The sequence below is a fragment of the Chitinophaga jiangningensis genome, assembly GCF_900142605.1.
GTDB classification, from domain to species: Bacteria; Bacteroidota; Bacteroidia; order Chitinophagales; family Chitinophagaceae; genus Chitinophaga; species Chitinophaga jiangningensis.
Genome location: NZ_FRBL01000004.1, coordinates 78,886 through 104,146 on the forward strand (window position 1 = coordinate 78,886; position 25,261 = coordinate 104,146).

Genomic DNA, 25,261 nt, shown 5'->3' on the forward strand with positions numbered 1-25,261 from the left:
GTGTTCACCGCAGTTTAGTTGTTGCGGAAGTCAGGGTTACCTCTGTAAAACCAGAAGATAATTTTCCAGGCACCGGGTTCGTAGATTTTGAATTGCGTGCCGATCACACAGTCCTGGCGTATGCCGCCTGTTCCGATGCGGTTAAAGCTGAACAGACTCTGTGCAGCAATACCGTTGATAGTGGTGTACTGTGTGGTGATGCCTGCCAGCGGAATCGGATAAGCTACCTGGTAGGTCACACCTTCGCTGGTGAACACCGGTTCACCGAAGTGGTGACATACTTTTTCCCACTGGGTGCTGTTGAACTTTTTCGGGTCAATCGGTGCATAGGCGGAATCGCGGAACTCAAACGTGAGTGTATTCTCAGTGCTTTTTAAGTCTTTATAAAACACCATTTGTACATCAGAAGAGCTCAGGTAGCTGTCGTCGTTATAGTTTTTGATACCACTCACCGTAGACGGCCGCAGGGTACCATAGGAGTTACCCGTCACCGGATCGATGTTGGAAGGCTCAAAAGGTTGCTGGCGCAGCGGTTGCAGCTCCAGGTTATGAATTACTTTGGAGCCGCCGGAATTAGACACTTCAATATCAAACTTATAGCCTTTGTGGGGCTGCACTTTTACGGCGTTGAGGTATTGCAGATCCTGCGGTGTCCAGAATACCAGCTGACCGGAATGTTCCCGCACTTCAAACAGGTGGTGCTTTTCTATCACCCGTTTCTTTTCTACTTCTTCGCGGGTTTTCTCCAGGCCGGTATAGGCTTCTTTCCATACCAGCACATCAAAGGTTTTATTAAAGATATCCACCGTATCGCCTGTTTCAGCATCTCTGACACTGAGCATTTTAAACGTCAGGGGCAGGGTGGAGTGATCGGCATTGAAAATAGTTGCAAACGGATCGTTAGGCATTACGGTCGTGCGGCCCAGGATCGGCTGGAAGTTGGATTGGGTATACCCTGCTCCCCTGCTGAGATAATCGGCATCCGCAGGCAGTTTCACACATGCATGCAGCAGGCCCATCGTCGTCATTGCTAAAAGTAATTTCTTCATTGTTACATCATTTATGAGCGGTCAGCAATAGGGTTTATTTATTGAAGCGGGTGATGAATTCATTAAAGCCAAATTCATGATCACCGCTTAGCACGTGCACCACGCCATTGCGCAGGTAAGTATCCATCGACATGGTGTTGGCTCTTACCCACTTGTTGATATAGAATGAACCTTTGGTATCGCTGTAAATAATATACTTGGGACCTCCCGCGGCCATCCCCGAAGCTGTTTCGGTAAACAGCTGCATATTGGCGCCACCGCCGTATTTCAGGGAAGTGGTGGTAAAACCATCCGGGAAAGCCACGAGGCTGTCCGTAGTAAAAAATCCCGGTACAATGTAGCGGCACATCAGCGTGTCGAGGTGCTGCTGGTCCAGTGAGCTAAGGCTCACCGGGGCTTTCCCCTGTTTCTGGCGCAGGATGTTTAAGTTGCGCAACGCCGCCGTATAGCTGGCATTGGTGAGTGCAAACACGGTTACTTTTGTGCTGCTAAGGATGCGCTTTAATCCCACACGGTCGATCACCAGCACCATGGAGTCATATACCCCCGGCTTACTTTGCAGATAGTCGTATACGTTAGCATCGATCTGCGGGGGTTGTTTTACGTAGTTGATATAGCCCCCGTCTTTCTGGCAGCTGGCCACCAGCACTACTGCCAGCAGCAGCAAACCCAGTTGTTGAAATATTTGATTTCTTTTCTGCATGGCACTGATTATTTATTCCAGTAAGAATTTTGTGTAAGCTTAGGATTGGCCGCCATTACTTCTTCCGCAACCGGCCAGTAGATAGCACCATTCTGAATCATTGCTGTGAAGGCAGGATTAGCGGCCGGACGCAGGCGTGCATAGCGCACCTGGTCATACCAACGCCAGCCTTCTCCCATGAGCTCTCTTCTTCTCTCCCTAAAAATTTCATCCAGGATATCCACCCCATTGAAGGTGGGACTGGGGATACCGCGACTCACCATTACCTGCCGTAACCAGTTGACCGCTTCCGGCGTGTTATTGGTGACCATAGCCGCTTCTGCACGGAGCAGCGCCAGCTCTTCCATGCGGGTAAACATCATGGTAGCGTTAAACATGCGGAAGGTTCCCTTGTCCAGCTTACCATCCTGCAATACTTTAATTTTAGAGAACACCGGTGTATTGGTGTTATAGTTCACGAAGTAATATTCCGTTTTAGGATAGCCGGTAGCCAGGTCGATGCTGAAACGCTCATCCCCTGTCCAGTTAAACATTTTGATGATGGTATCTTTCTGTACAAACAGGTCCGGCATCAGTTTGCTGGTAATAGGTTTGGCCAGCACATAATCTTCCAGGTGGCCGGCAGTAATACCTTCGCCGTTGTTATAATCAAAGGAGAAGTTGAGCATCTGGCTGGGTCCCATCCGGTAGAAGAATCCGCTATCGCTCTCACACAGTAATTCCGTATTGTTGGTAAAGGAGATATCCGCAGTTTTATAGTTATCCATAATGAACTGGGTGTAGCTCATTACATCGTTATAGCGCTGCTGCCAGGCTGCGATGTGCGCCAGTACTGCGTATGCGCTGATCTTGTTGAGCAGGCTGCCTTTCCAGAAACTGTAACTTCTGTTATAATACAGGCCGCCTAACAAAGGATCCGTGTTACTATAAATCACCGGCAGGTTCTTCGATGCTTCTATCAGCTCTTTTTCTGCGAAGGCCAGTACCTGTTGCTGCGGCGTTCTTTCCAGTTGCGGAAACTTACCGTCGAAGGAGCTTACCACCAGCGGCACATCTCCCCAGATGCGCACCATATAGAAGTACAGGAAGGCGCGCAGTGCCCTTACCTGTGCGATGTCTACATTATTAGTGCTGGCAGGATAGTAAGGATCTTTTTTAATGATCTCTCCTGAACGTTCGATAAACAGGTTGGCTGCGTTGATGGCGGCATAAAAGCGGCGCCAGTTTTTAAGACTCTGCAGCATGGGCAACGATACATTCAGATCGTTGTTTACGATGGCTTTCAGGTCAGTGCGGGTGATGGCGGTGAAATCACCTTTACGGAATTCCCCATACATCCAGAAAGCGGCATTATCCGTGAGTGCAGCCCGGGAAAGCCCGTATACACCCATCAGGGCGCTACGTGCATCTTCCACATTATTCCAGTAGTCTTTTTCACCCACCAGCCTGCTCGACGGTACATCCAGTGATTTGTTGCAGCTGGCTGCCATGGCCGCGAGGCCGAGTACTACCATTGCTGCTTTTATGGAGCGATATATTTTTTTCATACTAGTATTGATTATAAATCCAGTTTCAATCCTACGGTATATGTTTTAGGTACCGGAATCGTATATCCGTTATCGTAACCATTGTAGTAGGTCAGTTCCGGATCGCCGCCAGTGTAGCCGGTGAAAGTGAGGATGTTATTGGCAGTTGCGTAGAAGTAGCAACGGGTGATGGTGGGCGCCAAGCGCTTCAGCAGTTTGGTGCCGGCAAAATCATAGCCCAGGCTCACGGTACGGAGTTTTACGAAACTGGCTTTTTCCAGGAACAGGTTCTGATCGGCGCGAAACGGAATGGTAGCACTCCATGGATTGTAAAGCGGATAGGTTTTCATATCCTCATTACGCTGCCAGTAGGTGATGTCTTTTACTGAGCCGAGGTCCGTTTGTCCGTCATGGTTAGCAAAGTCCAGTCGGGTAGCTGTTTTAGTATTAAGAATCGATTGTCCCAGTGCATAATAAAAACTAAAGGAGAAGTCCAGCTTACCATAACGCAGGGTATTGGAGAAGTTACCGAACAGGGTAGGCATGCTATGGCCCTGCAACACTTTATCCTTATCGTCTACAGTGAAGTCGCCGTTTACATCTTTCCATTTTGCATCGCCGGCTTCGAAGGCAGTGCCTTTAAAGCTCAGCGGAGCACCGGTTTTGCTGTTTACCGGCACTTCGGCATTGGTATTGTAAATCCCTTCATTCTGGTAGAGCCAGAACATATCTACTGCCTGTCCTACTTCAAAATGACGATCGCCAATGGTGAGTGATTTAGCACCACCGGGGAGGGCTTTAAGTGTGTTTACATTATAGGAGGTGGTGATTTCCGGGGTCCAGGTAAATTTTTTGGTGCGTACCAGATCCACTGCCAGCGTGGCTTCTACCCCACTGTTGTTAACCAGCATACCATTTTCGTAAATGCTGCCATAACCGCTTTCCGCAACTGCAGGCATAGGCGCCAGCATATTGCGGTCATTTTTATTGTAGTAATCACCGTTGATGCGTACCCGGTGTTCATATAGGGAGAAATTAGCGCCGAGGGTGAAGATGTCTGTCGTTGCCCACGGTATGTTCTCACCTACCCAACCGAAGGAGTAAGGCCTGGAAAGACCCGCTACGCCCGCATACGAGGCGGCATTGCGGTTACCGGTCCAGCCCATATCCACTTTATACTGCGGGCCGGCGGCAAAGCGTTCATCGCCGGGAAGGCGACCGATGCGGCCATAACTGGTATGCAGTGTGAGGTCAGACACGCGGGTGAGTGCCGGCAGCAGGTGTTCTTTAACATCCCATTCCAGTCCTGCTGAAGGGGAAAGCAACCAGCGGTGCGCCGGGTTGATCAGGGAAGAACCATCGTTGCGCAGGGTGAGGGAGAGGCGCAGGTAGTTATTATATACATACTTTACATTTCCGTGGAAGGACAGCAGCCTGGTTTTTTGTGCGTCGATGAAGCGGTATACCAGCTGGTTGGCGTAGTAAAGTGGTGCCAGGTAGTTGCCTGCATCCGGGTTGGATTGCACTACGTTTACTTTAATACGGTCGCTGGCCCCGTTGTAAGCGCGCTGGTAGTTGTACCGGAAAATGTCTGACTGGTACAGCTGTCCTACCTCGAAGCTGAACTTATGCTGTGCAGCAGGTTGCCAGTCGTAATCCACCGTATTCTGGAAGCCTACACGCTGGTTATTACCATAGTAGTTGGATACGTAGTTAGCGCCATCCATAAGGGTGGACGGGTAAAAGATATCGCGGTCGCTTTCGTTGTAATCAAAGAGCAGGCGGGTGGTATAGCGCAGGTTCTTTACGTGGAACATCAGCGAAAAGCTACCCTGGATGCTGTTCATATGATTTTTATCGAAGCCTTTATCGAGTTCGCGCAGATAGAGTCCGTAGGCCTGTTTATTGGGAGCGAGCGGACTGGTGATATCCGGGACGTAGGCTGTTTCGATATAACGGTCAACCATACTCGTATTCCGGTTCCTGTCAAGCCGGGTGGCGTTGATAAGCGCAGAGCCCATAAGCCATTCTTTCGGCGCCATGTTTACGAGGAAGTTAGCGTTGTATTTATCCAGGCGGGTATTATCGGCGATACCGTTAGCGGAAGTTTTATCTGCGAAGAAGCGGAAGTTAGCTCTTTCCGACCCACCGGAGATGGCGGCGTTGATGCCGTGGCTGGTGGTGTTTTGAAAGTAGAGATCCGTCCAGTTGGCATTACCATAGTAGGCGGCGTTGGAGGAGTCGCGCAGGTATGGCGGGAATGCCAGTGAATCGGCCGTGGTAGCATACTTTTCGTAATAAGGTTTACGGGCGCGGTTTTCATACTGACCATTGGTGGTAAACACCGGATCGTAGAGGTTTACGCCGAAGTAGCTATTTATACTGATCTTACGTTTGCCGAAGGTGGGCGTTTTGGTGATGATGTTGATGACACCGTTGGCGGCGCGGGGTCCGAACAGGCCAATGGCGGCGGCATCTTTATATACGTCGATGGACTGTATGTTATCGAGGTTGATGATATTGAGGAAATTGATCGCAGGGCCGAGGCGGTTTTTATCATTTACCTGCACATCAAACACCATGGCGTTATCCTGGATCAGGGGGATACCGTTGAGGTATACGGCGGGTTGCACCTGGTATACATCCTGTTTGGAAAGCAGTGGCATGGCGAGTCCGCGGATATACATAAACTGTTCGGTTCCCGGTTCTCCGCTGGGCTCCTGCGTGTAGAGTCCTCTGATATTTCCTTTCACCATCTGTTGCAGGGAGGTGTAGGGATAGAGGGCTACCTGTTTCACATTCAGGGTATCGGCGTTGGTAAATGCTGCGGGGGATTGACGTTTATCAAAGACCCTTACCACTTCATTGGTCACGGTGCTGTCGGCAGCGGCAGGTAAGGAGTCCTTATCAACCGGAGGTAAAGTATCCCTTGCAGGTAACGGGAGATTTAAACCTGCTGCCATGGCGCCGTGTGGGTTCATACACAGGGCTACATTGAGCGTACAACAGGCGGCCACCAGCGACTGCACCCAGCGACGCTTTCTGTCAGACAACCGCATGGATAGATGATCTCTCATTGGTAAAAAAGGTTTAATTGGATTATTAAGGCAACAGCGTTCCTATCAGGTGTTTTTCAACACCTGTGCACAAGCGGAACACCGCTGTTATTCAGCGATATGTTAAGCGTTCAAATGCCTGTAAAAAGGATATTCGGGCACGCGGAGATTACGCATGCAGGATGCCTTTGGAGAATAGTAGCATTTATTCATTGTTCATAATTTTTTTTAAACCTGGTAGCGTTCCATTGCTTGTGACTCACCTTGGAAAATGCCGGTACTCCAGCGGAAAAGCAAGACCAGCACAAGGGTCCGCAAGCATTGTAGCGCTACGGCTAAGCACTGGTTGCCCCATTCAGCAAGGTCATTGCTGTCAAAAAGCATACAAAATGAGGTCGACGTGATTCACGTGGTTCATACAGGGAAGCATAGCAAGCGCTTTGCTTTTATAGGCACTAGTTCTATCGCACGGAATTAACGTTACAAACTCCCGGTTTTTTTCGTCGGGCATTTTGTACTCAGGGTGTGTTACATGATCGAGTTTTGATTACGGCTACGACTAATACAATTTATTTGGTTGATACTTCATTGTTCACGTACAGCACTATATCTTCTCACAAAGTAATAAGCGTAATTGTTACCTTATAATCTCTGTTAAAAAAGTGAAAATTCTATGACAAAGCTTTTTTAACGTTCGCCGGTTCACTGATACTTTCAGGACATAGGCATGACATAGAATGATGCTAAATTATCGCGCTGTATTAAAGAACACTTGACATTTAATATGTTGCTCTTCGTAAAGATATATTTTTTTCAATGTGGTTCTTAAATTTGCAGAAATATTTTTTTGACGAGACAGATCGTATTGGCGAGCACCTCTACTTTGTTTGGGGAAACATACCTGGCTTATTTACAGCCAACCATGAAGGATTTATTTGCCGGCATCCGTGAAATTATCTTCATCCCCTATGCGCGGCCGGGAGGCATTTCGCATGATGACTATACTGCCAGAGCTGCCGATGGATTTAAAGAACTGGGCATTACCGTAAAAGGATTACATACTTTCGACAACCCTGCTGCTGCACTTGAAAGTGCACAGGGTATATTCACCGGCGGTGGCAATACCTTCCTGCTGGTAAAAACATTACATGAAAAAGGTTTGATGCCGTTGCTGAAAACAGTGACCGATAAAGGTACTCCTTATATGGGTTGCAGCGCTGGTACCAACATTGGCGGCGTTAGCATGCAAACCACCAATGATATGCCGATCGTATATCCGTCAAGTTTTGTAACCTCCGGCATGGTACCTTTCAATATCAATCCGCATTATCTTGATCCGATCCCTGGCAATCAGCATATGGGAGAAACCAGGGAAACACGTATCCGTGAGTTTCATACACAAAACAATACGCCGGTGATAGGCCTGCGTGAGGGTAGCTGGATCCGGGTGAAGGGCAACGAGATTACTTTGGAAGGGAAGCTAACAGCGAGGATTTTTGAACAAGGGAAAGAAGCGTATGAGGTGGAAACAGGAAGTTCTCTGAACTTCTTACAATAACTTTTATTTTCCGGGCCTTCGGCCCGGAAAATAAAAGGCCCCGACCGATGGTCGGGGCCTTTTTAAATATCAATAGTTTGCCGGCTGCTTATTACCTGGCAAGTTCTATTTTCACTTTCTTATTCTTGATCTTCTCTCCTTTAATCACTTCCAGTGTGTGCCCTACTTTAGATCGCACGACTGCTACGAAGGAGAAAAAGTCTTTCACTTCTATCAGCCCGATATCTTCTTTTTTCAGGCGGCCTTTATTACCCAGGAAACCCACGATATCAATCTTATTCACTTTATCCTTTTTACCGGCAGCGATAAACAGCGTTACCCATTTCGGTTTTTCAGGCAGTACTGCCTTTTCCGGCAGCTCTATCGTTTCAATGTCAGGTGATACGTAAGGCATCAGCTTTTCGTCAGGTCCGAGTAGGATGATGGCGGTACCGCTGGCTTCCATACGGGCAGTACGACCATTCCGGTGCACAAAGCTATCCTCGGTATGTGGCAGGTGATAGTGTACGATGTAGCGGATATGCGGGATATCCAGGCCACGTGCAGCCAGGTCCGTAGTCACCAGCACGTTCACTGTACCATTCCTGAACTTGCAGAGGGCGCTGTCGCGCTCTTGCTGCTCCATGGCACCATGGTAAAAAGTATTAATGATTCCTTTTTCAGAAAGCAGGTTGCTCGTGCGCTCCACTGCCTCGCGGTGGTTGCAGAATACAATGGTAGAGCGGTTCCCGAGGTAACAGATCAGTCGGAATAGCGTGTCCACTTTATCAGCTTCGGGAGATAATACCTGTTTTATGTCCAGCCGTTCCGCCGGTGCTCCGCCTTCGGGGAGGAAGTTGAGCTTTTCCGGGTTGTCCAGTACCACAAAGTCAGGAATTTCCACTGCTTCCGTTGCAGAAGTAAGCTGGTGGCGTTTTACGTTAGGCAATGAAGCTACGATAAAACTAACTTCTTCCTGGAAACCTAATTCCAGGGTTTTATCAAACTCATCCAGCACCAGTGTGTCGATACTGTCAACGGTAATATTTCCACGGCGGATATGATCTCCCAGGCGGCCGGGAGTACCCACGATCACCGCTGGTGCTTCTATCAGGTTGTTTTCTTCTGTTTCGCGGAGGTGACCACCATAGCAGGCGGTGATCTTGTAGCCGGTGCCCATCTGGCGGAACACCTTCTCAATTTGCAGGGCCAACTCACGGGAAGGCACTACGATCAGTGCCTGGGTAGTTTTTACGCCCTGTTCCAAACGCTCCAGTACAGGCAGCAGGAATGCCAGCGTTTTGCCGGAACCGGTAGCCGATAACAGGATTACGTCTTTATGCGTCCTGTTTGCCTCCAGGGATGCCAGCTGCATGTCATTCAGCGCCGCTATCTTCAAATTGGCAAGTATTGCCGATATTATTTCTTTTTGCATTTGCCGCAAAGGTAGGGTATTTCCGCCAAAGCGCCTGCCGCTGAGTATCAGTAGGTTTTGCCATTCCAGGTACATTTTTGTATTTTAGCCAGCTATGAAAAATCTGATTCCTATCGCCGCTTTAATGATTTGTGCCTGTAACTTTAAGAATAATGATTCCACACAGGACTCCACGTTGGTAACCGATACGGTGGTTACCACTAATACTGCTACCATTGTGCCGCTGGCACCAGCGTCACATGACACCATCGCCGGCCGATTTTCCGGCGCCAGCATCCATGACACCGCATTTATCACCATGATCACCCCTGACTCTCTGGAGGTTCAGGAGGATGCTGAAGCACAGGATAAATACATCGTTTCCTTTAGCAGCGGCATTCCTTCCCTTCGCGTTTTTTACGGTGGCATCACCGTTCAGAATGAAGGGGACCTCAATGGGGACGGTCGTGATGAAATCTCCATATTCAATGAACCACTCCATGGCTGCACCTTCCATTGCACCACCTGGTCCTTTAATGGTACTGAATGGAAACAGCTGTTCTCTCCTATATTAATTCCCACCGGCTGCGACCCTCTCACCGACTCCGCCATGCAGGCAAGGGTATTTAAGGAAGATGGAAAAGTATACCGCTGGGAAGAAGATTTGAGTGATGAGAGCTTCACACAGGAGAAGAAAGAAATGAAATTTTAGATCCAAATAAGTTTGTTTGATTTTGGGAGAGACCTTCGGTCTCCCCCAAAATCGTTTAGAGGTCCGCCGAAGGCGGACCTCTAAACGATTTTTAACAACAATACAAAATCCTTTGCTGCTTACCTGCCTTGCTGCTTTGCGTGCAAAAAAGATCGCGTCTACCGCTTCGGCATCTCATTGATCCATGCCGCTATCAGCGCCACTCCTTCCTTATGCACCAGTGTGCGCGCCAGCTCCGGCATGGCTGTACCAGGTTCCACACTGTTCATGCGGTAATGCAAAATACTGTTGGCTGCATCCCCCGGCACCACATCGTAATCCAGCCCACCGGCGCCACCACCGGCAGACACAGGAGATTTCAGCACACCGGGCACCTTCGCGGTACTTTCATAATCCAGGAACAACCCTGTATTAAATGCATCTCCTCCCCTGATATGACAATGCGCGCAGTTTACATCCAGGTAAGCACGGGCACGATCATTCACGGAGTGGTGTACACTATCCGTCCATACCGGTAAGGCTGCCACCTGCTTCAGATCAGGCAAATTTTTGATCAGGCCCATACCTGCCCATGCCTGTAGCTGGTTCTGGGAATGCCCCGCCCGCGTGAAGTTCAGGTTCCGCCACTTAGGGCCAATAGGCGTGAGCGTACTGTTATTTATATGACAACGTTTACAATCATTCGTGTTAGGCATCTGGTAAAGGGTAGTATGTGCCTCCCCGTTATCATCCAGCAGGGTAATGGGGATGCGCTTGCCCAGCAGCCAGCGCTCCGCCTCCGTTTGCTCCTTGTTCCATAGGTAGTTCATCACCTTCCAGCCATGATCGTACGGGTCCTTGTACAGCAGCCGGGTTTCAATCATCACCTTTTGATGCAGTGTATCCGTATATGCAAAATTTTTGATGATGAAAGTGGCATCAGGAAACTGCGGCAGTCCGTCGCCGGCATAGGTTAGCACACTGTCTTCGGGCAGTACAATAAACCGGTCCTTCACCGCATAGTCAGTAAATAAGGGAGTGGCCAGTTCATAACTGGTTACTCCCTTACGTGGCTGTAATAATTTCAGATCACCTTCAAAAAAATGGTAATCCGACAACCTGTCCAGGAACTGGAAAGGTCCCTTTTTTTGCTGCGCCCCATTATTGCAGCTTATACACGCCAATAGCATTACAGCCATCACATAACACATTCTCATAAGCAATAAAATTTATTTACACACATAAGGCGTCACATCCGTAGTAGGCTTCCAGCTTGGCTTGCCTATGTTTAAAGCATCTGCGTTTACAAACAGGTTAGGCTGCTGCTGGCTGATGCACAATGAATCCGGGTTCACCCCTTTTCCTCCGGTAAGTATATTCGTTGTAATCCCGTCCCAGGTGATAAATGGCAGCCGCGCATTTTTACGGGAAGGGTCCTGTGCATTCAGCATCTGCTCAATGCCTACGAGCACTTTGCCCGTATGGTGGGCATATACCGCTGTAGGAAAGCTGTCGGCCACCTGCATTTCATTATCATGTATTTTGATGTTGCGTGGAATCGGGAAATAATGATCGTTCATTTTTTCCGCTGCCTTTTCATCGATAAAAAATCCAGACACCACCGCAATAGCGGCGGAATTATTATTGATGATTTTATTGTGATGCAGGTTGATATCAGAGGCTGCCAGCACAATAATGCCACTGCCGGGAGCGGCGTTGCCCACGCCCCAGGTGCTGCCGAAGCTGCCTGATTTGGCGAAATTGCGCTCGTTGTTATCATGCATGTAGTTGTTATATGCTTCCACATGGCCACCGCGTTTGCTCAGGTCCGGCAGGTCGAAGATCAGGAAGCCGGCGGTATTACCCCAAAACTCGTTGTCGTATACTTTAGCGTTGCTGGTGTTTTCAATTTCGCAACCGGCTACGTTTTTATAGGCTTTGCAGTTACGCACGATGGCGCTGTCCGACTGCCCCACGTAAATACCTGCATCCGAAGCGCCTTGTGCATAGCAGTTTTCGACCAGCACGCGTTTACACAACACCGGGTAAATGGCATAGCCTCCGCTGGCACTATCTGCCTTTTGCCAGATGGCTCTTACATTTGATACCACCACATCTTCGCTCTTATTAATTTTAATCAGGTCGCCTTTTGATTCCTGCAGGGTAAGCCCATCGATGGTGAAGCCCAACACGTCTGTTACGCGCAGCCCTTCCCCACCCTGACTCTGGGCCGAGAAGTCGAGGATTGTTTTTTCCGCGCCGGCACCTTTGATGAGGATGTGTTTCAGCTGTGCGATGCTGAGGTTATCAAAATGATAGGTTCCCTCTTTCAGTTCCACTTTACTGGAATCTTTCAGGGTCAGCAGCGCTTCGGCAATTTTAGTTTCCTCACCGGGGCCGAAGCTGAGGTGATTGATATAGCCGTCACTGTTAGTGGGCCCGTTGGTACAGGCATGCAGCGAAGCCGCTACCATACCAGCCAGTATTACATTGTATATACGCATGATGCAGAGTTTTTAGAATACATTATAAGCAAAGGAAACATAGTACATCCCGCCGATGGCCGGGCTACCAAAGCCGGTGCGATAATAGGTGTTCGTAAGGTTGGTAGCCCCCAGTTTGATGCGGGAATGTGCCTGCAGTAATTTATAACTGATCTGTGCATCCAGCACGGCACTGGCATTTACCGTACCACTGGCGAAACCTATCTGATAGAAATATGCCGGGCGGTAACGGAAAGTGGTACTGAATGCATACCGTTGTTTCTTTCCAAAGCCTTCATTGCCAAAATCGATATTGAATTTATAGTTGGGTGTGTTGAAATTATTGATCTGACTGTTGTTCCGGTTTTTCAGGAAATCCGAGCTAAAGTTGGCTTTTGCCAGGAAATTATGGGAGAGATCCACGCTTACGCTGGCAGCGTAGCCATAGGTATTAACTTTTTCTGCGCCGTTGTAAGCGATGTTATACTGTACGTAGGTGCTGTGGTCTTTAAAAGCATTCGGATCATCAGTGCCGGGTGTGTTAGCCACATTCGTGTAACCGATGAAGTTAGTCCAGGTGGAATAATATCCCAGCACGTCTACCAGCACACAACCACCTATGAGCGATGACCAGCCTAACTCAAACGCATCTACGGACTGCGGCATGATGTCTTTTGGTATAAACTTCACCAGCGAATCCGGGTTTTCTGATTTCTGGTAAGCCTGTACGCTGCTGAGGGTATAGGCCGGATATTTATCAAACTGGTATACGCCGTTGAGCAGCCTGGTGGAGCCGCCGGAGGCGAAGCTGTTATAGTCCACCGGGGTGGATTGCAGCGCCTGTATATTGGATGGGAAGCTATACGCATTCTGGTACGAAAAACGCAGGAAGCTTTCCTTTGCCAGTTCAAATACCGAGGATGCCCGGGTGGTAACGCGTGGCTTTTCGAAGAGGGTATTTTTATCTACCCGGAAAGCCAGACTCAGACTCAATTTATCATGTATCACTTTTTTAGTGCCTTGCAGGTAAGCACTGTATTCTGCTACATGGATGGGACCATCGTCATCCGGAAACAGCGTGCCTTTGGAATCCAGCATATAGAGGCGGTAGTTGAGCCCTGCGATGATGGTGGCAAACGGTATCAGCTTACTGAAATTATACTGCGCTTCGGTGTTGAAGAGGCGGCTACGGTCCTGAAACAGGGTGCCGCCTTCGCGGGTAGGCAGCCCGGCAATGCTGTCTTTCAGGTGATTAAAATACGCACTACCTGCGGCCGGACGACCCTGGTCAGCAAACTGACGGGCCATCCAGCTGGCATCTTCATAGCTTTTTCCACTTGCCATCGCTTCCAGCAGGGCGCTGGTATACTGCGGGTACCAGCCATCGCCGGTGTTGGCGTTGTAGCTGGGCTTCCAGGCTTCGTTGATCAGTTGTGCAGTAGGACTGGCAATAACGGTGTTACCGGAATTTTCAATGGTGGTGTAGGCACGCACAAACCATTGTGGCGACTTCACCTCTAACCGGTATTGGGATAAATGGTAGCCGGTGAGGGCATATCGGGTATCGTTGCTGTATACGGCATTGCCCTGGCCATAGGTGGCGCTGGCAATGGCTTCCAGCTTAGGTTTTAATTTATAGCGGAGCTCTATGTTGCCTTTAAACAGTTTGGCATCGGAGCTGAGGTAATCGTATTCCGGGTAACCCGTGCGGGCTACATAGTTAGCGGTATCGAGCATGGGCGTAATCAGCGGTGCGAGGTCCGGGATCATGGCCATGGCGCCTTCCAGAAAAGGGTTGATATCCACGGAGGTTTTGCTGCCATATAAATTCACCCCGTTGTAATTCGGGTCCTGGTAGCGGGAGCGCTGACTATTGGTATTGGTGGTATCGGCGGCCACCCAGTCGCGGGCCTTGATGTATTGCACATTTACTTTAAAGGCAAAGCGTTCGCTCACCTTTTTAGCCCAGCGCAGCGTGTAGTCGTAATAGGGAGAAGGGCCCAGCGGGTCATTGGATTTTCCTTTCTGTATATGGTTCACGCCCTGGGTTACCTGGAAGCTCAGTCCCTGGTATTTGAACGGGTCTTTGCCCGTCATCACCATGGTACCATTGAGGCCGCGGCTGCCATAGAGCGCGGAGGAGGCGCCGGAGAGCACCTCCAGGTTGTCCACATCCAGCTCGGTGAGGCCAATGGCGGCACCCAGTGCGAAGTTGAGTCCGGGGGCCTGGTTATCCATACCATCCACTACCTGGGTGAAGTTGGTGTTACCGCTGGTATTAAACCCGCGGGTGGTAACAGTGGTAAAAGTGAGGCTGGACGTGGTGATGTCCACTCCTTTGAGGCCCTGGAGCATGTTGTAGTAGCTGGGTTGCGGGGAGTTGATAATTTCCCGGTTACCAATACTTTCAATAGTTACGGGAGACTCTATTTTCTTCTGTACATTACGGCTGGCGTTTACTACCACTTCCTTCCCCAGCACGGAGGCAGGGGCCAGTACTACCTGGAGGGCAGTGGCGGAGGTGACTTCCATGGTAAGGGTTTCGTAACCGATGCAGGAAAATACCAGTTGCACCGGAAATTTCGTGCGTGCTGTGAAACGGAAATTACCCTGGCCGTTGGTATAGTCGCCCGCGTTACCATCTATCTGCCTGACAGAAACTGCAGGAATCACTTCTTTAGTATCCCGGTTACGGACATTTCCGGAAATTATTTGCTGGGCCATCAGCGGTGCGCTGAACAGCAACATCATCGTAATCCACTGTGCGACTTTTAACATGGGGAGCGTAGTTTTTGATTTTGGCGTTGCAGCGATATTACTCAAAAACCAACATCAAAAGCGCTTACTACAGCGGGTTTGGGGCGAAATTAGTGCTATACGGGGTGAATCAGCAGGCAGGGGAAAAGCGCTCGGTGAAAAATGACAGGTAGGACCCCGACACTGGCACTTCCACATCATCGAGGCCATCGAGGTGGAGGATGTAGCCTTTGTTTTGTTTGCGGAATAAAACTACCCGCGAGGTATTGATAATATAGGAACGGTGACTTCTGTTAAATCCAAAAGGTGTAATGGCAGCTTCCACTTTTTTAAGGGAGGTGCGGATCAGTTCTTTTTTCATGGTGGCGCCGGCGAGGTAAAAAACATGCACATAATTATCTTCTGCTTTTACCATCAGCAGCTTTTCCGGGTGAATGCTCAGCACCGGCTTATCATGTTCATCCCGGATCTGTACGGTATGATCGGCAGGTATTACCTGCTGCCTGGTATGTTCCAGCGTTTTTACTTCCTGGATTTTCTGGCGGGTATAAAACCATAACAGGGAAAGACAGTATGGGATGGCAATGATCAGCGCTATGTAAGGGAGGGTGGAGCAAAATTCAGCGAAGGTGAGGAAGATATTGGTATTAATGGCAGAGTTGACAATGGTTACTACCATACCTATCAGCGCCACTTCCGCAAGTACCCACAGCAGGTAGCCGGCGTTGCTGATATGGCGGCGCCATTTGAGCCGGAAGAGCACGAACTGTGTACAGATCATGGCACTGCTGCCGCAAAGCGTAAAAATTCCCAGGATGGCGATGAGAGAGAGTCGCTGCCCTTCGTACCAGGTATTGATGTTAAATGGCAGGAAGATATACATGAAGCAAAAAGAAAACACGGCGCTGAAGCCAATAAACGCGATGCGGTTGGCAGCATTATCCAGCAGTGTGAATGGCCGCTTCATCTCTTCCTGAAGCAGGAAAATGCCTCTCAAAGTCTTCATAACATAGGAAGTTTGATTTAAGATAAAGAAAATAGTTGTAATTCGGTGGCAGCCTTAAATTTTGTTTAGCCCGTTGTTTTACCGGCAACTGCGGTGCCGGTAAAACAACGGGGAGGGGACGCCGGTGGCGTCCCCTCCCCTGTAAAAAAACAGGTGACACGTTTTGGTGTCACCTGTTTAATATTTTAGTGTCGTTATTATTAAACGCCTTTCGCTGAAATTGTTCCGGAGATATTTACCTTGGTGCCATCAGCAGCTACTGTTTGTCCGCTTATCGTAATGTTTAGTGTATTATTAGCATAAGCAGTTACCTGGTAAGTGGTAATTGCACCATTGGATGCCTGCGTTTGGTAAGCGACATCGCCAGTGGTAGCCAGGGAATAGGAAAAAGCACACCGTGGCCCATAATCTGTGGATTTATAAGTCTGGACTGCAACGGTACCATTAGTCAATGGCAGGCTAAGTTCCAGCGTGTAAGCATTAGTTGTACCGCTTTGCATACCCACTCCTGTTATACTTACCAAATCGCCGGCTGTATTAATCTGGTAAATGGCCAGTTGCGACGTATAGGTTTTTCCGTTAATCGTCAGGCTGTAAGATCCGGTGGCGGTACCAGGGTTACCGGTACCCGGATTACCTGTTCCAGGATTGCCCGTTCCAGGATTACCTGCGCCTGTACCTTCCGTTACATTAATTGCCAGGGGGCAACTGCTGTTACCGAATGAAAGGGTATAGTTTGTAATAACTGCCTGTTCAAAAATACCAACCGGCATTAATTTGATCTGTTGGATACCGGTAGCGGTAAACTTGCCGGTGGCTGCGAAGGTTACGCCATTTTGTTTGTCGGTAGAAATCGCGTAGGTACCTGGCACCAGCACGTTTACGTTGGCAACAACAAACGCTGCACCTGTTTGTGCATCTTTGGTGGCAAAGGTTCCTGTAATAGCGGTTTGTAAACATTGGTTATCACTGCCTTTGAGCGTACCACTGGCATTCTGGTACTCATTTGGGTTCAGCGTGAAGCTGCCATCTCTCACCATTTCTGCACTACAGCCCCAGCATAGGATGGCCAGGCATATCACCAGGTATCGGGAAATTATCTTCATGGATAACAAGAGTTTGTCGGATTAGATATGCAAATATATAACAAATAGTAAAAATTATTATGTAAAACGCAGCTGGCCGGGATTTTATTATAGCACAATTTTTTTCTGAGAAAGGCACATCAAACGGTAAGTGTTTATTTTAATGCCATAAGGCCCACCGCCGGTGGGCCTTATGGCATTAAAAGGGCCGCAGGCCCTTTTAATGTTTATTACAGGGAGGTAACCAGTGCAGCAATTCTGTTGGAAATTCCCACTTCATTATCATACCACGCCACTACTTTGGCGGTATTGCCAATCACGCGGGTGAGCTGACTATCCACAATGGAGGAATGGGTATTGCCGATGATATCTGCTGATACCAATGGTTCCGTCGTATATTCCAGTACTCCTTTCAGGTCGCCTTCGGCGTGCTGTTGCAGGAGTGCATTGATTTCTTCCACGGTGGCAGTTTGGCGCAGGTTCACGGTGAGTTCGGCGATGGAGCCGTCGATCACCGGTACGCGGAAGGAGTGTCCGTCCAGGCGGCCTTTCAGATTGGGCAGCACCTCTCCTATGGCTTTAGCGGCGCCGGTAGTGGTAGGGATGATGGACTGTGCGGCGGCGCGGGCGCGGCGAAGGTCGCGGTGCGGGCCATCCTGCAGCATCTGATCCATCGTATAGGCGTGTATGGTAGACATATAGCCCGATTCAATACCGTAGGTTTTATCCAGTACATGCAGCACTGGGGCGATGCAGTTGGTGGTGCAGGAGGCGGTGGACAGGATAGTATCTTCCGGTGTGATGATGTCATTATTTACACCATCTACAATGGTTTTAACGCCACCGGATGCCGGTGCGGTGATCAGTACTTTTTTAGCGCCGGCGGCAAGGTGAGCGGCGGCCTGGTCACGGGCGGTAAAGCGGCCGGTAGACTCTATCACTACATATACATCCAATTCTTTCCAGGGCAGGTTTTCGGGGTTTCTTTCGTTGAGCAGGCGGATGGTTTGTCCGTTGATCACGAGGTTGTTACCGCTGGTGGTAACGGTGCCGGCAAACTTGCCATGGGCGGAGTCGAATTTAAAGAGGTGGGCAAGGGTTTCGATATCTGCCAGGTCGTTGATGGCTACTACTTCTGCTCCCGGTTGGGCAAGCAGGGCTCTCATGGTCATTCTTCCAATGCGGCCGAATCCATTGATGGCTATTTTCATAATCTATCGTTTATAAGTTATAAATCAGTCAGTCGCTAAAACTGTTCGGAAAGTGCTGCGGTAGGTACCGGGCGACATCTCCAGGTGGCGGAGGAAGGTGCGGCGCATGGATACGAGGCCGCCGAGGCCGCATTTCAGCGCTATTTCTTCCAGTGCCAGGCTGCTGTTTTCCAGGTAGTTCCTGGCCAGTTCCACCCGTATCTTTTCGATGAATTTAGCGGGCGTAATGCCTGTTTCCTTCAGGAATACCCGGGCAAAGTTGCGGGCGCTCATGTGCACCTGGGTGGCGAGGCGGTCAACCGGGAGGTCTTCCGCTATATGTTCCATAATCCATGGGCGCAGTTGCAGCACCAGGTTGCTGTTGAGTTCATAGTCGGGCAATAGACTTCCAAACTGTTTTTGATTGCCGGGGCGTTTGAGGTGGATCACCAGTTTGCGGGCGATCTGCAGGGCGAGGTCGCGGCCATAATCTTCTTCTACCATGGCCAGCGCAAGGTCCAGGCCGGAGGTGACGCCGCCGGCGGTATAAATATTTCCGTCTTTTATAAAGAAGGGTGTGGTGTCCACTTTTACATCCGGGAAAGTTTGCTGGAAGTGTTCGTAGCGTTCCCAGTGGGTGGTGGCGCACTTGTTATGCAGCAGTCCTGCCCTTGCCAGCACGTAGGTGGCAACGCATACGCTGGCTACTCTGCGGATGGAGGGTGCTTTGCGCTGCAGCCAGCGGTAAAAGCGGTCGGTGTCCGGATCATTCTTTGGCAGGTTATGCCCGGTAATGATCAGGGTATCTATGGGTCTTTTTATATCCAGGAGAGATGTGGTGACCAGCAGGTCGGCGGCGCTGTTCATGCGAATATGATTACCTGGCAGTGCGCTTGCCACCACGAGCTCATACGACTGGAAATTAGGACCTTTCTGTGCTGCCAGCATGGATTGTGCGAAGGAAAAGACATCTGCGGGGCCTGCCATGGTGAGGAGGCGGCTGTCGGGAAGTACCACTAAAACAACTAATTTCCGATGCTGTGTCATATGCGGCTTTGTTTGATACTTCAAAAGTACTAACTGGCCGGTATGTCTGCAATGACAAAAATTATACAGTTTCTGCCAAGCGGTATGCTTCTCGCGGGAGTTTGCAATTAGCTCGCAAAAACTTATTGGCCTTTTAGGCGCCTTCGGCGCCAGGGCGCGGTCTTTTTTGCACGCAAAGCAGCAAAGCAGGTAAGCAGCAAAGAATTGTGTTTTGTTGTTTGTTGCAAACTTAGGTGCACCAAAGCAGTTAAGGCCGGTGCCTGGTCTTTGGAGGTGGTGTGCGTCCGCTGGCGGCGGACGCACCTTTCCCTTGTGACCTTCGGTCACAAGGGATATTATTCTCCGTAATCTTTTTTCAGCACACTAATCAGGTAGTTAATAGCCTCCGTGGCTGCATCCGTCTGGCAATTGGCAAATACGATATAGCCGCGGTTAACTGCCGGTATGATGTGTACAGCCGTAAGGAGGTCGCCCGGATTCCCGAGGTTGTGTGCTTCTTTATGTTGATTGGCATTGCGTTCCCAGAACCACCCCATGGCGAAGGTGTCGAAACCAAACAGCAGGTAGTTGGCGGTAATGATTGTAAGGATACTGGAATTCCCTTTAAAGGCTTTTAGTTGCAGTTGTATAAATTTCGTATAGTCGGTGAGGGTAGTATTGATATTACCGGCGGCCATGAGCCAGTTGAGTTTATAATTATCCGGGGGCGGCACCGGTTGTGCGTTAGCGTTATGTCCCCAGGTTTGTGTGTTATCGGCGGTGTTGGGGCTGCCGGTACTGAAACGGGTATGCAGGAGTCTGTTGAGGTCGGCGAGGTTTTCTTCATAGGTTTTGCCGCTAAGGTGTTCCATGCATAAGCCAGCTACTATGTACCCGGCATTGGTATAGAACAGCGGGCCTTCGGCGGTGATGGGTGGCTGTTGCAGCAACCAGGTGGCGAACTGGCGGCGCTGTTCGGCGGAGTTGCCAGTAAAATAGCTGCTATCCGGGGTGGTGTTGGTGTAGGTATATGCAGGCAGGGGTGCACGGAGGCTGAGGAGGTTTTCCAGGGAGATGTGGGTGTAGGCTGGGTTCATTTGCCCTTTAAGCTCCGGTAAAAGCTCGTGTAGTTCGGTTTGCCACGAAATCCCTTTTGCCTGCAGGAGGCGGTCCATCATAAATGCAGTGATGGCTTTGGTGTTGGAGCCGATGCGGAAGCGGTCGGTGCTGCGGGCTGGCATATTGGTGCCTGCTTTTCTGGTGCCGGCATAGTACACCTCTATCATATCATTATCGGATATAACGGCGTAGCTCAGTTCGGGGATGTTGGCAGCGGTACGGATACTGTCGGCCAGGTGTGCATGGCGTTGTGCAAATGCCGGCAGGGACGTTGCTATGGTAAGCAGCAGGATTAATATCTTCATAAAAAAATAAAAGCAGCTGCAAGGTGAGAACTTTTGTTCACTTTTTTAGGATGATTTCCGATCATGCCTAAACAGGCGGTGGTCTTTTATAAGGCTGCGGAGAGGATGTTAAAGATACATGCCTGCTTTACCGGCTGGTATACCGCCAGCATAACACCGTTGCTGAAGATACGGGAACGTATAAACGTAAGTTGTTGGGTATCCTGGATGTTATGTAGCAGGCGGCGGCCTTTGCCCAGCAGTACCGGGTAAATTAGCAGCCGGTATTCATCGATGAGGCCGAGGTTGGTAAAACTTTGGATCAGGCCGGTGCTGCCTACGATGGCGATGTTTTTGCCACGCTGGCGTTTGAGTGCATTTACTTCCTGGGTAATGTTGGAGGCGATGAGGCGGGTATTATGCCAGGTAGCTTCCGTTAGCGTGGTGGAAAACACAATTTTGTGTGTGTTATTCATGCGGGCTGCTTCCGGATTTTTATTGTACTGGTGGTGCCAGTATGCGGCGAACTGTTGGTAGGTGTATCTGCCGAGTAAGAGTAAATCCGCATCTTCATAAGATTCAAAGATAAACTCTCCCATTTCTTCATTGAAGTTATGCAGCTGCCAATCGGTTTCACCATTGGGGCCGGTGGTAAAACCATCCAGGGTCACAAATGCCAGCGCTACAACTTTTCGCATGAATAAAGTATTAGTCAATGCAAATTTAAAGATGTTATAACTTACAATTAGGGCGGATTTGCGACAATCCTGTGGGTTGATCCCGACAAAATATTTTCCTAACTTTAGCGTATGAAACACGTATCCATCTTGATCCCTTTTGGTGCCAGCAGTTTATCGAATATCGAAGGCACCTGGCATATTTTAACAGAAGTGAACACCATCTTAAAGCGCATGGATCGCGATCCTATTTTTGATGTACACTTTGTAGGGATATCGAATTTATCAACGCAGCGTAATGGTGTGTTCACCATTCAGCCTGACTCATTGGTACATCAGGTCAGGAAAACCGATATGATTGTTATACCTGCGATGCATCAGGATCCGCAGGAGGCGTTACGGCTGAATCAGAAATTTATTCCATGGATTAAAGATCAATATGCGAAGGGTGCGGAGATCATCAGTTATTGCATTGGTGCATTTTTCCTTGCCGGCACGGGTTTGCTGGATGGCAGGCGTTGTGCTACGCACTGGGCGTCCGTAGGGGATTTCAGGATGATGTATCCGAATGTGGATGTGGTGGACGAGCGTATTTTAACGGAGGAAGAAGGTATATATACCAGTGGCGGTGCGTATTCCTATTTAAATCTGTTGTTGTACCTGGTAGAGAAATATGCAGGCAGGGAAGTGGCGATTGTGGTGGCAAAAACTTTCATGATTGATATTGACAGGGATAGTCAGTCGCCCTTTATTATGTTCCAGGGGCAGAAGGCCCATGAGGACGAGCCGGTAAAAAAGGCGCAGGAGTTTATTGAGCAAAACTTTTCTGATCGGGTGACGGTGGATCAGCTGGCGAACATGCTGGCATTGGGCCGTCGTAGTTTGGAGCGCCGGTTTAAGAAGGCTACCAGCAATACGGTTACTGAATATATTCAGCGGGTGAAGATAGAGGTAGCGAAGAAGAGTTTTGAGAGCAGCCGGAAGAACATCAGCGAGGTGATGTATGACGTGGGGTATGCCGACATCAAGGCTTTCCGTACTATATTCCGTAAGGTGACGGGGCTCTCTCCTATTGAGTATCGTAACAAGTACAACAAGACTGCGGCTGCAGCGGCGGTATAATATTATTTATTTGCGGCGGCCTGGTATAGCCCTATCAGGCCGCAGGCGAATGCCAGTATGCCGCAGATGGTGCGGATGGTGTGGAGGTTAACCCAGGGTGTTTCAAATAATCTTCTTTGCGCGGCCAATGCTTCGGCTGTAGCGTTTACCAGGTTGAATTTATCGAGAGAATCGTTGAGAGGTACGTTGCCGGTGATGGTAACGCCGAACACCCCTGCGATATAGAGTACTGATGCGGCGAGCAGGTAGTAGAAGGCGGGTTGACTGGCTTGTTGCCAGGTAGCAAATGGGAGGAGAAAAACGGTGCCGATGAATGGGATGAGGAAGAGTGGGTTGAGGATGGCTCTGTTCATGGCTTGCATGGCGGAGAGGAATTGGATGTCGTTTAGTTTGGTGATGCCAGGCATCACTGAAACTGACCAGGAGTAGAACAGGCCGGCCATGAGGCCGAGGAAGAGCAGTGATAAGAGGAGGGTGATCATAGCGCGGTTCGATTTCATGTTAGTGTGTTGGATAGGTAGTTAAGGTAAGAAAAGTTGGTAATTATTTCCTAAGAACATTAAAGAAAAATAAAACTATTAAAAAATGACCCATAGTGCTGTTACACACTATGGGTCGGAATAACCAAAGCTGGAAGAATCCAGCTCTATCATTTTTAATTTGTTTGTTAACCCAACTTTTCCGTGAAGCTATCACGGATACATAAAACGGCTTTCGCCGGATATGTAAATAATTTTTCAGCAACCATATAAAATAGCAGGTGGGAAAGAGTTCCCTCCCATTTTCTTTTTGGCAAAAGTACGCGTTGGGGCGCACCTGTGTTGGTAGAGAGTTTAAGGGTTGTGGCCTTAAAGTTTTAAACGGAAACTATTATGCAGAAAAGAACTTTTTTTATTAAAAGCAGGTTTTGTTAAAACCTGCTATTGGATCGTTAAGGTACCTCCTATACCCTCAACACGGGAGGACGATAACTATTTTCGGGCGCGTTGTAAGGACTTCTTCACCGGGAGTTACCTTTTCACAATCACTTCGCGGTACAAATCTTACTGAAGGACGTCCAGGAAGGCTCGGAGAGTGGTGCTCCCGATTCGGAAGTACATCGTTACAAGTTGACCTAAGATGTTGCGCAGCTGAAATTGGGGAGCTGGTGGGGTACCCAGCATCCCCTCATTTTCAGAATTGCAATATAATTGATTACCGTTGAGTGTCCCTTGGTAGGGAGGCCCCTTTCGGGGCCTGTGCAGAACACCTTAAGCCATATCTTATAAGGGGCCCTCACGACACTTTATGGTAAACCTCGACACAAAACTACGGGAGATAGACATCACCCGTATCTTTCTTCTCAGAAAGATAGATGGATAAAAGTAGGAGTAATATCCACCAATTTTCAGCAACACGTCTGCATTTGGCTGAGACAAGTATTGTGATCCGTTTTAAGGATTAAATTATTCAAAGAGCTTTTTCTTTCAGTTATATAACATCAGTAACCAGTAAAAGGTACTATGTCAAAACGAACTTTATTTATCCACATTTTCAAAACCGATGTGTGAATGAGTAAGGTGCATGGATTCTCAATAATGCCCGATACAATCCTTACTGATGCGACATCTGCTTTCTCTGCACTATTTCAATAATAGTTCCTTCATCACTATATAACGTCAGAAAATGAAAAAGGTACTATGTCAAAATCAACTTTTTTTTGAAAATATTTTCGGTTGATATTGGCGCGTGCTATTCATATTTATATAACGTCAGAAAATAAAAAAGGTACTATGTCAAAATCAACTTTTTTTGAAAAATCCTTTCTGTTGATGATGGCGCGTGCTATTCATATTTATATAACGAGAGAAAATAAAAAAAGGTACTTGTCCAAAATCAACTTTTTTGAAAAAAGTTGATTTTTTTTCGATGACTAATGAGTCATCTACTAAAGTTTGCTAACATCCAATCTATCAAAGAGCAAGGTCTAATAAGCAGAAAACAGTATCATCTACCTTTGTAAAAAAACCTGTTTAGTGTGCTTTCATCTATATGACATCTAAAACATGGAAATGGTACTATGTTTTTTCCCACTTTTTTCAAATATTTATTTTGATAATGTTTATTTGTCACACTATGAGCAAAGTCTCAATTATCACTCTCAAAAGGAGGACGCATGATGATGAAGATATTCTCGGTAATATTGAAATCCATGTCGGATTCGCTATACATTTCCTGCTTATGGAACTGGGTTTCTACCCACTCGCTGAAATGTTTGTCTTCTGCAGTTAACACACCTTTGGGAGCGTTTCTCACTTCCTCGATCTTGTCTTCATCAATCGCCAGGATACGCATCAATTCAATTGCTGGTCTGCCGGCTTCCACCTCTAAAAACATCTGGATTAGTTTCCGCTCATTCATGAATATCTTTTTCATGCGGGCATCTTGATTTTTAGGAGTTATTGAAAAAATAAAATATGCTAGAAGGAATTATAAGATTGATTTGGTTAGGTTTCCTACATAAACGAATAAAATGACCGTTTGGATTTCTAAATGC

Annotated in this window: 19 protein-coding genes; 3 read left to right on the forward strand and 16 right to left on the reverse strand. The window is 48.4% G+C overall.

The genetic code is table 11. The features are described 5' to 3' along the window. Positions 1-14 precede the first annotated feature (14 nt). The 4 genes from BUB18_RS10590 to BUB18_RS10605 are packed head-to-tail and all read right to left on the reverse strand — an operon-like array spanning position 15 to position 6,355. A complete protein-coding gene (locus BUB18_RS10590) occupies positions 15-1,049 on the reverse strand; it encodes a DUF5007 domain-containing protein (RefSeq protein WP_083549737.1) in 1,035 nt (344 codons plus the stop codon). 34 nt (positions 1,050-1,083) lie between these two features. After that, the gene (locus tag BUB18_RS10595) at positions 1,084-1,752 is read right to left on the reverse strand and encodes a hypothetical protein (protein WP_073080589.1); all 669 of its coding nucleotides are present in this window, start codon (positions 1,750-1,752) and stop codon (positions 1,084-1,086) included. Positions 1,753-1,760: 8 nt separating this feature from the next. Then, positions 1,761-3,299, reverse strand: coding sequence for a RagB/SusD family nutrient uptake outer membrane protein (locus BUB18_RS10600; RefSeq protein WP_073080590.1), 1,539 nt, complete (start codon positions 3,297-3,299; stop codon positions 1,761-1,763). An 11-nt stretch (positions 3,300-3,310) separates the two neighbouring features. Next, entirely contained in the window at positions 3,311-6,355 is a 3,045-nt protein-coding gene (locus BUB18_RS10605) for a SusC/RagA family TonB-linked outer membrane protein (RefSeq protein ID WP_083549739.1), read from the reverse strand. A gap of 826 nt (positions 6,356-7,181) precedes the next feature. Between BUB18_RS10605 and pepE the strand changes: the two genes are divergently transcribed. After that, entirely contained in the window at positions 7,182-7,892 is a 711-nt protein-coding gene (pepE, locus tag BUB18_RS10610) for a dipeptidase PepE (RefSeq protein ID WP_245805649.1), read from the forward strand. Positions 7,893-7,983: 91 nt separating this feature from the next. On the opposite strand, the gene BUB18_RS10615 is transcribed toward pepE, so the two are convergent. Next, entirely contained in the window at positions 7,984-9,381 is a 1,398-nt protein-coding gene (locus tag BUB18_RS10615; RefSeq protein WP_262487677.1) for a DEAD/DEAH box helicase, read from the reverse strand. A gap of 19 nt (positions 9,382-9,400) precedes the next feature. Here BUB18_RS10615 and BUB18_RS10620 point away from each other — a divergent pair, with 19 nt between their 5' ends. After that, positions 9,401-9,997 (forward strand): hypothetical protein, encoded by a 597-nt coding sequence (locus BUB18_RS10620; protein WP_143159902.1) that lies wholly within the window; start codon positions 9,401-9,403, stop codon positions 9,995-9,997. A gap of 158 nt (positions 9,998-10,155) precedes the next feature. Here the strand turns inward: BUB18_RS10620 and BUB18_RS10625 are convergent, their stop codons facing one another. The 9 genes from BUB18_RS10625 to BUB18_RS10665 all read right to left on the reverse strand — a co-directional run bounded on the left by BUB18_RS10625 (position 10,156) and on the right by BUB18_RS10665 (position 21,624). Continuing rightward, a complete protein-coding gene (locus BUB18_RS10625) occupies positions 10,156-11,193 on the reverse strand; it encodes an SO2930 family diheme c-type cytochrome (protein ID WP_083549743.1) in 1,038 nt (345 codons plus the stop codon). A gap of 12 nt (positions 11,194-11,205) precedes the next feature. Further along, positions 11,206-12,480 carry a parallel beta-helix domain-containing protein gene (locus tag BUB18_RS10630; protein WP_073080598.1) on the reverse strand — a complete coding sequence of 425 codons (1,275 nt, stop codon included), beginning with the start codon at positions 12,478-12,480 and terminating at the stop codon, positions 11,206-11,208. Positions 12,481-12,492: 12 nt separating this feature from the next. After that, complete coding sequence (locus BUB18_RS10635) at positions 12,493-15,237, reverse strand: TonB-dependent receptor (protein WP_083549749.1); 2,745 nt, start codon at positions 15,235-15,237, stop codon at positions 12,493-12,495. Between the two features lie 109 nt (positions 15,238-15,346). After that, entirely contained in the window at positions 15,347-16,222 is an 876-nt protein-coding gene (locus tag BUB18_RS10640) for a LytTR family DNA-binding domain-containing protein (protein WP_073080602.1), read from the reverse strand. 200 nt (positions 16,223-16,422) lie between these two features. After that, positions 16,423-17,328 (reverse strand): hypothetical protein, encoded by a 906-nt coding sequence (locus tag BUB18_RS10645; RefSeq protein ID WP_073080603.1) that lies wholly within the window; start codon positions 17,326-17,328, stop codon positions 16,423-16,425. Positions 17,329-17,537: 209 nt separating this feature from the next. Beyond that, the gene (gene gap, locus BUB18_RS10650; RefSeq protein WP_073080605.1) at positions 17,538-18,518 is read right to left on the reverse strand and encodes a type I glyceraldehyde-3-phosphate dehydrogenase; all 981 of its coding nucleotides are present in this window, start codon (positions 18,516-18,518) and stop codon (positions 17,538-17,540) included. A 24-nt stretch (positions 18,519-18,542) separates the two neighbouring features. Then, positions 18,543-19,544 carry a GlxA family transcriptional regulator gene (locus tag BUB18_RS10655; protein WP_073081315.1) on the reverse strand — a complete coding sequence of 334 codons (1,002 nt, stop codon included), beginning with the start codon at positions 19,542-19,544 and terminating at the stop codon, positions 18,543-18,545. A gap of 335 nt (positions 19,545-19,879) precedes the next feature. Beyond that, positions 19,880-20,947, reverse strand: coding sequence for a serine hydrolase domain-containing protein (locus tag BUB18_RS10660; protein WP_073080607.1), 1,068 nt, complete (start codon positions 20,945-20,947; stop codon positions 19,880-19,882). An 86-nt stretch (positions 20,948-21,033) separates the two neighbouring features. Next, complete coding sequence (locus BUB18_RS10665) at positions 21,034-21,624, reverse strand: dihydrofolate reductase family protein (protein WP_073080608.1); 591 nt, start codon at positions 21,622-21,624, stop codon at positions 21,034-21,036. A 111-nt stretch (positions 21,625-21,735) separates the two neighbouring features. Between BUB18_RS10665 and BUB18_RS10670 the strand changes: the two genes are divergently transcribed. Continuing rightward, positions 21,736-22,725, forward strand: coding sequence for a GlxA family transcriptional regulator (locus tag BUB18_RS10670; RefSeq protein WP_073080610.1), 990 nt, complete (start codon positions 21,736-21,738; stop codon positions 22,723-22,725). Positions 22,726-22,727: 2 nt separating this feature from the next. On the opposite strand, the gene BUB18_RS10675 is transcribed toward BUB18_RS10670, so the two are convergent. Together BUB18_RS10675 and BUB18_RS10680 are read right to left on the reverse strand one after the other, a co-directional pair. Continuing rightward, positions 22,728-23,225 carry an anthrone oxygenase family protein gene (locus BUB18_RS10675; RefSeq protein WP_073080612.1) on the reverse strand — a complete coding sequence of 166 codons (498 nt, stop codon included), beginning with the start codon at positions 23,223-23,225 and terminating at the stop codon, positions 22,728-22,730. Between the two features lie 1,627 nt (positions 23,226-24,852). After that, entirely contained in the window at positions 24,853-25,140 is a 288-nt protein-coding gene (locus BUB18_RS10680; RefSeq protein ID WP_073080614.1) for a hypothetical protein, read from the reverse strand. Positions 25,141-25,261 lie beyond the last annotated feature (121 nt).

What these genes read in the sequence shown, in the direction of transcription:
- BUB18_RS10590 (WP_083549737.1), bottom strand. Translation starts at nt 1,049, where the DNA reads ATGAAGAAATTACTTTTAGCAATGACGACGATGGGCCTGCTGCATGCA.
- BUB18_RS10595 (WP_073080589.1), bottom strand. Translation starts at nt 1,752, where the DNA reads ATGCAGAAAAGAAATCAAATATTTCAACAACTGGGTTTGCTGCTGCTG.
- BUB18_RS10600 (WP_073080590.1), bottom strand. Translation starts at nt 3,299, where the DNA reads ATGAAAAAAATATATCGCTCCATAAAAGCAGCAATGGTAGTACTCGGC.
- BUB18_RS10605 (WP_083549739.1), bottom strand. Translation starts at nt 6,355, where the DNA reads ATGAGAGATCATCTATCCATGCGGTTGTCTGACAGAAAGCGTCGCTGG.
- BUB18_RS10615 (WP_262487677.1), bottom strand. Translation starts at nt 9,381, where the DNA reads ATGTACCTGGAATGGCAAAACCTACTGATACTCAGCGGCAGGCGCTTT.
- BUB18_RS10620 (WP_143159902.1), top strand. Translation starts at nt 9,401, where the DNA reads ATGAAAAATCTGATTCCTATCGCCGCTTTAATGATTTGTGCCTGTAAC.
- BUB18_RS10625 (WP_083549743.1), bottom strand. Translation starts at nt 11,193, where the DNA reads ATGAGAATGTGTTATGTGATGGCTGTAATGCTATTGGCGTGTATAAGC.
- BUB18_RS10630 (WP_073080598.1), bottom strand. Translation starts at nt 12,480, where the DNA reads ATGCGTATATACAATGTAATACTGGCTGGTATGGTAGCGGCTTCGCTG.
- BUB18_RS10635 (WP_083549749.1), bottom strand. Translation starts at nt 15,237, where the DNA reads ATGTTAAAAGTCGCACAGTGGATTACGATGATGTTGCTGTTCAGCGCA.
- BUB18_RS10640 (WP_073080602.1), bottom strand. Translation starts at nt 16,222, where the DNA reads ATGAAGACTTTGAGAGGCATTTTCCTGCTTCAGGAAGAGATGAAGCGG.
- BUB18_RS10645 (WP_073080603.1), bottom strand. Translation starts at nt 17,328, where the DNA reads ATGAAGATAATTTCCCGATACCTGGTGATATGCCTGGCCATCCTATGC.
- gap (WP_073080605.1), bottom strand. Translation starts at nt 18,518, where the DNA reads ATGAAAATAGCCATCAATGGATTCGGCCGCATTGGAAGAATGACCATG.
- BUB18_RS10655 (WP_073081315.1), bottom strand. Translation starts at nt 19,544, where the DNA reads ATGACACAGCATCGGAAATTAGTTGTTTTAGTGGTACTTCCCGACAGC.
- BUB18_RS10660 (WP_073080607.1), bottom strand. Translation starts at nt 20,947, where the DNA reads ATGAAGATATTAATCCTGCTGCTTACCATAGCAACGTCCCTGCCGGCA.
- BUB18_RS10665 (WP_073080608.1), bottom strand. Translation starts at nt 21,624, where the DNA reads ATGCGAAAAGTTGTAGCGCTGGCATTTGTGACCCTGGATGGTTTTACC.
- BUB18_RS10670 (WP_073080610.1), top strand. Translation starts at nt 21,736, where the DNA reads ATGAAACACGTATCCATCTTGATCCCTTTTGGTGCCAGCAGTTTATCG.
- BUB18_RS10675 (WP_073080612.1), bottom strand. Translation starts at nt 23,225, where the DNA reads ATGAAATCGAACCGCGCTATGATCACCCTCCTCTTATCACTGCTCTTC.
- BUB18_RS10680 (WP_073080614.1), bottom strand. Translation starts at nt 25,140, where the DNA reads ATGAAAAAGATATTCATGAATGAGCGGAAACTAATCCAGATGTTTTTA.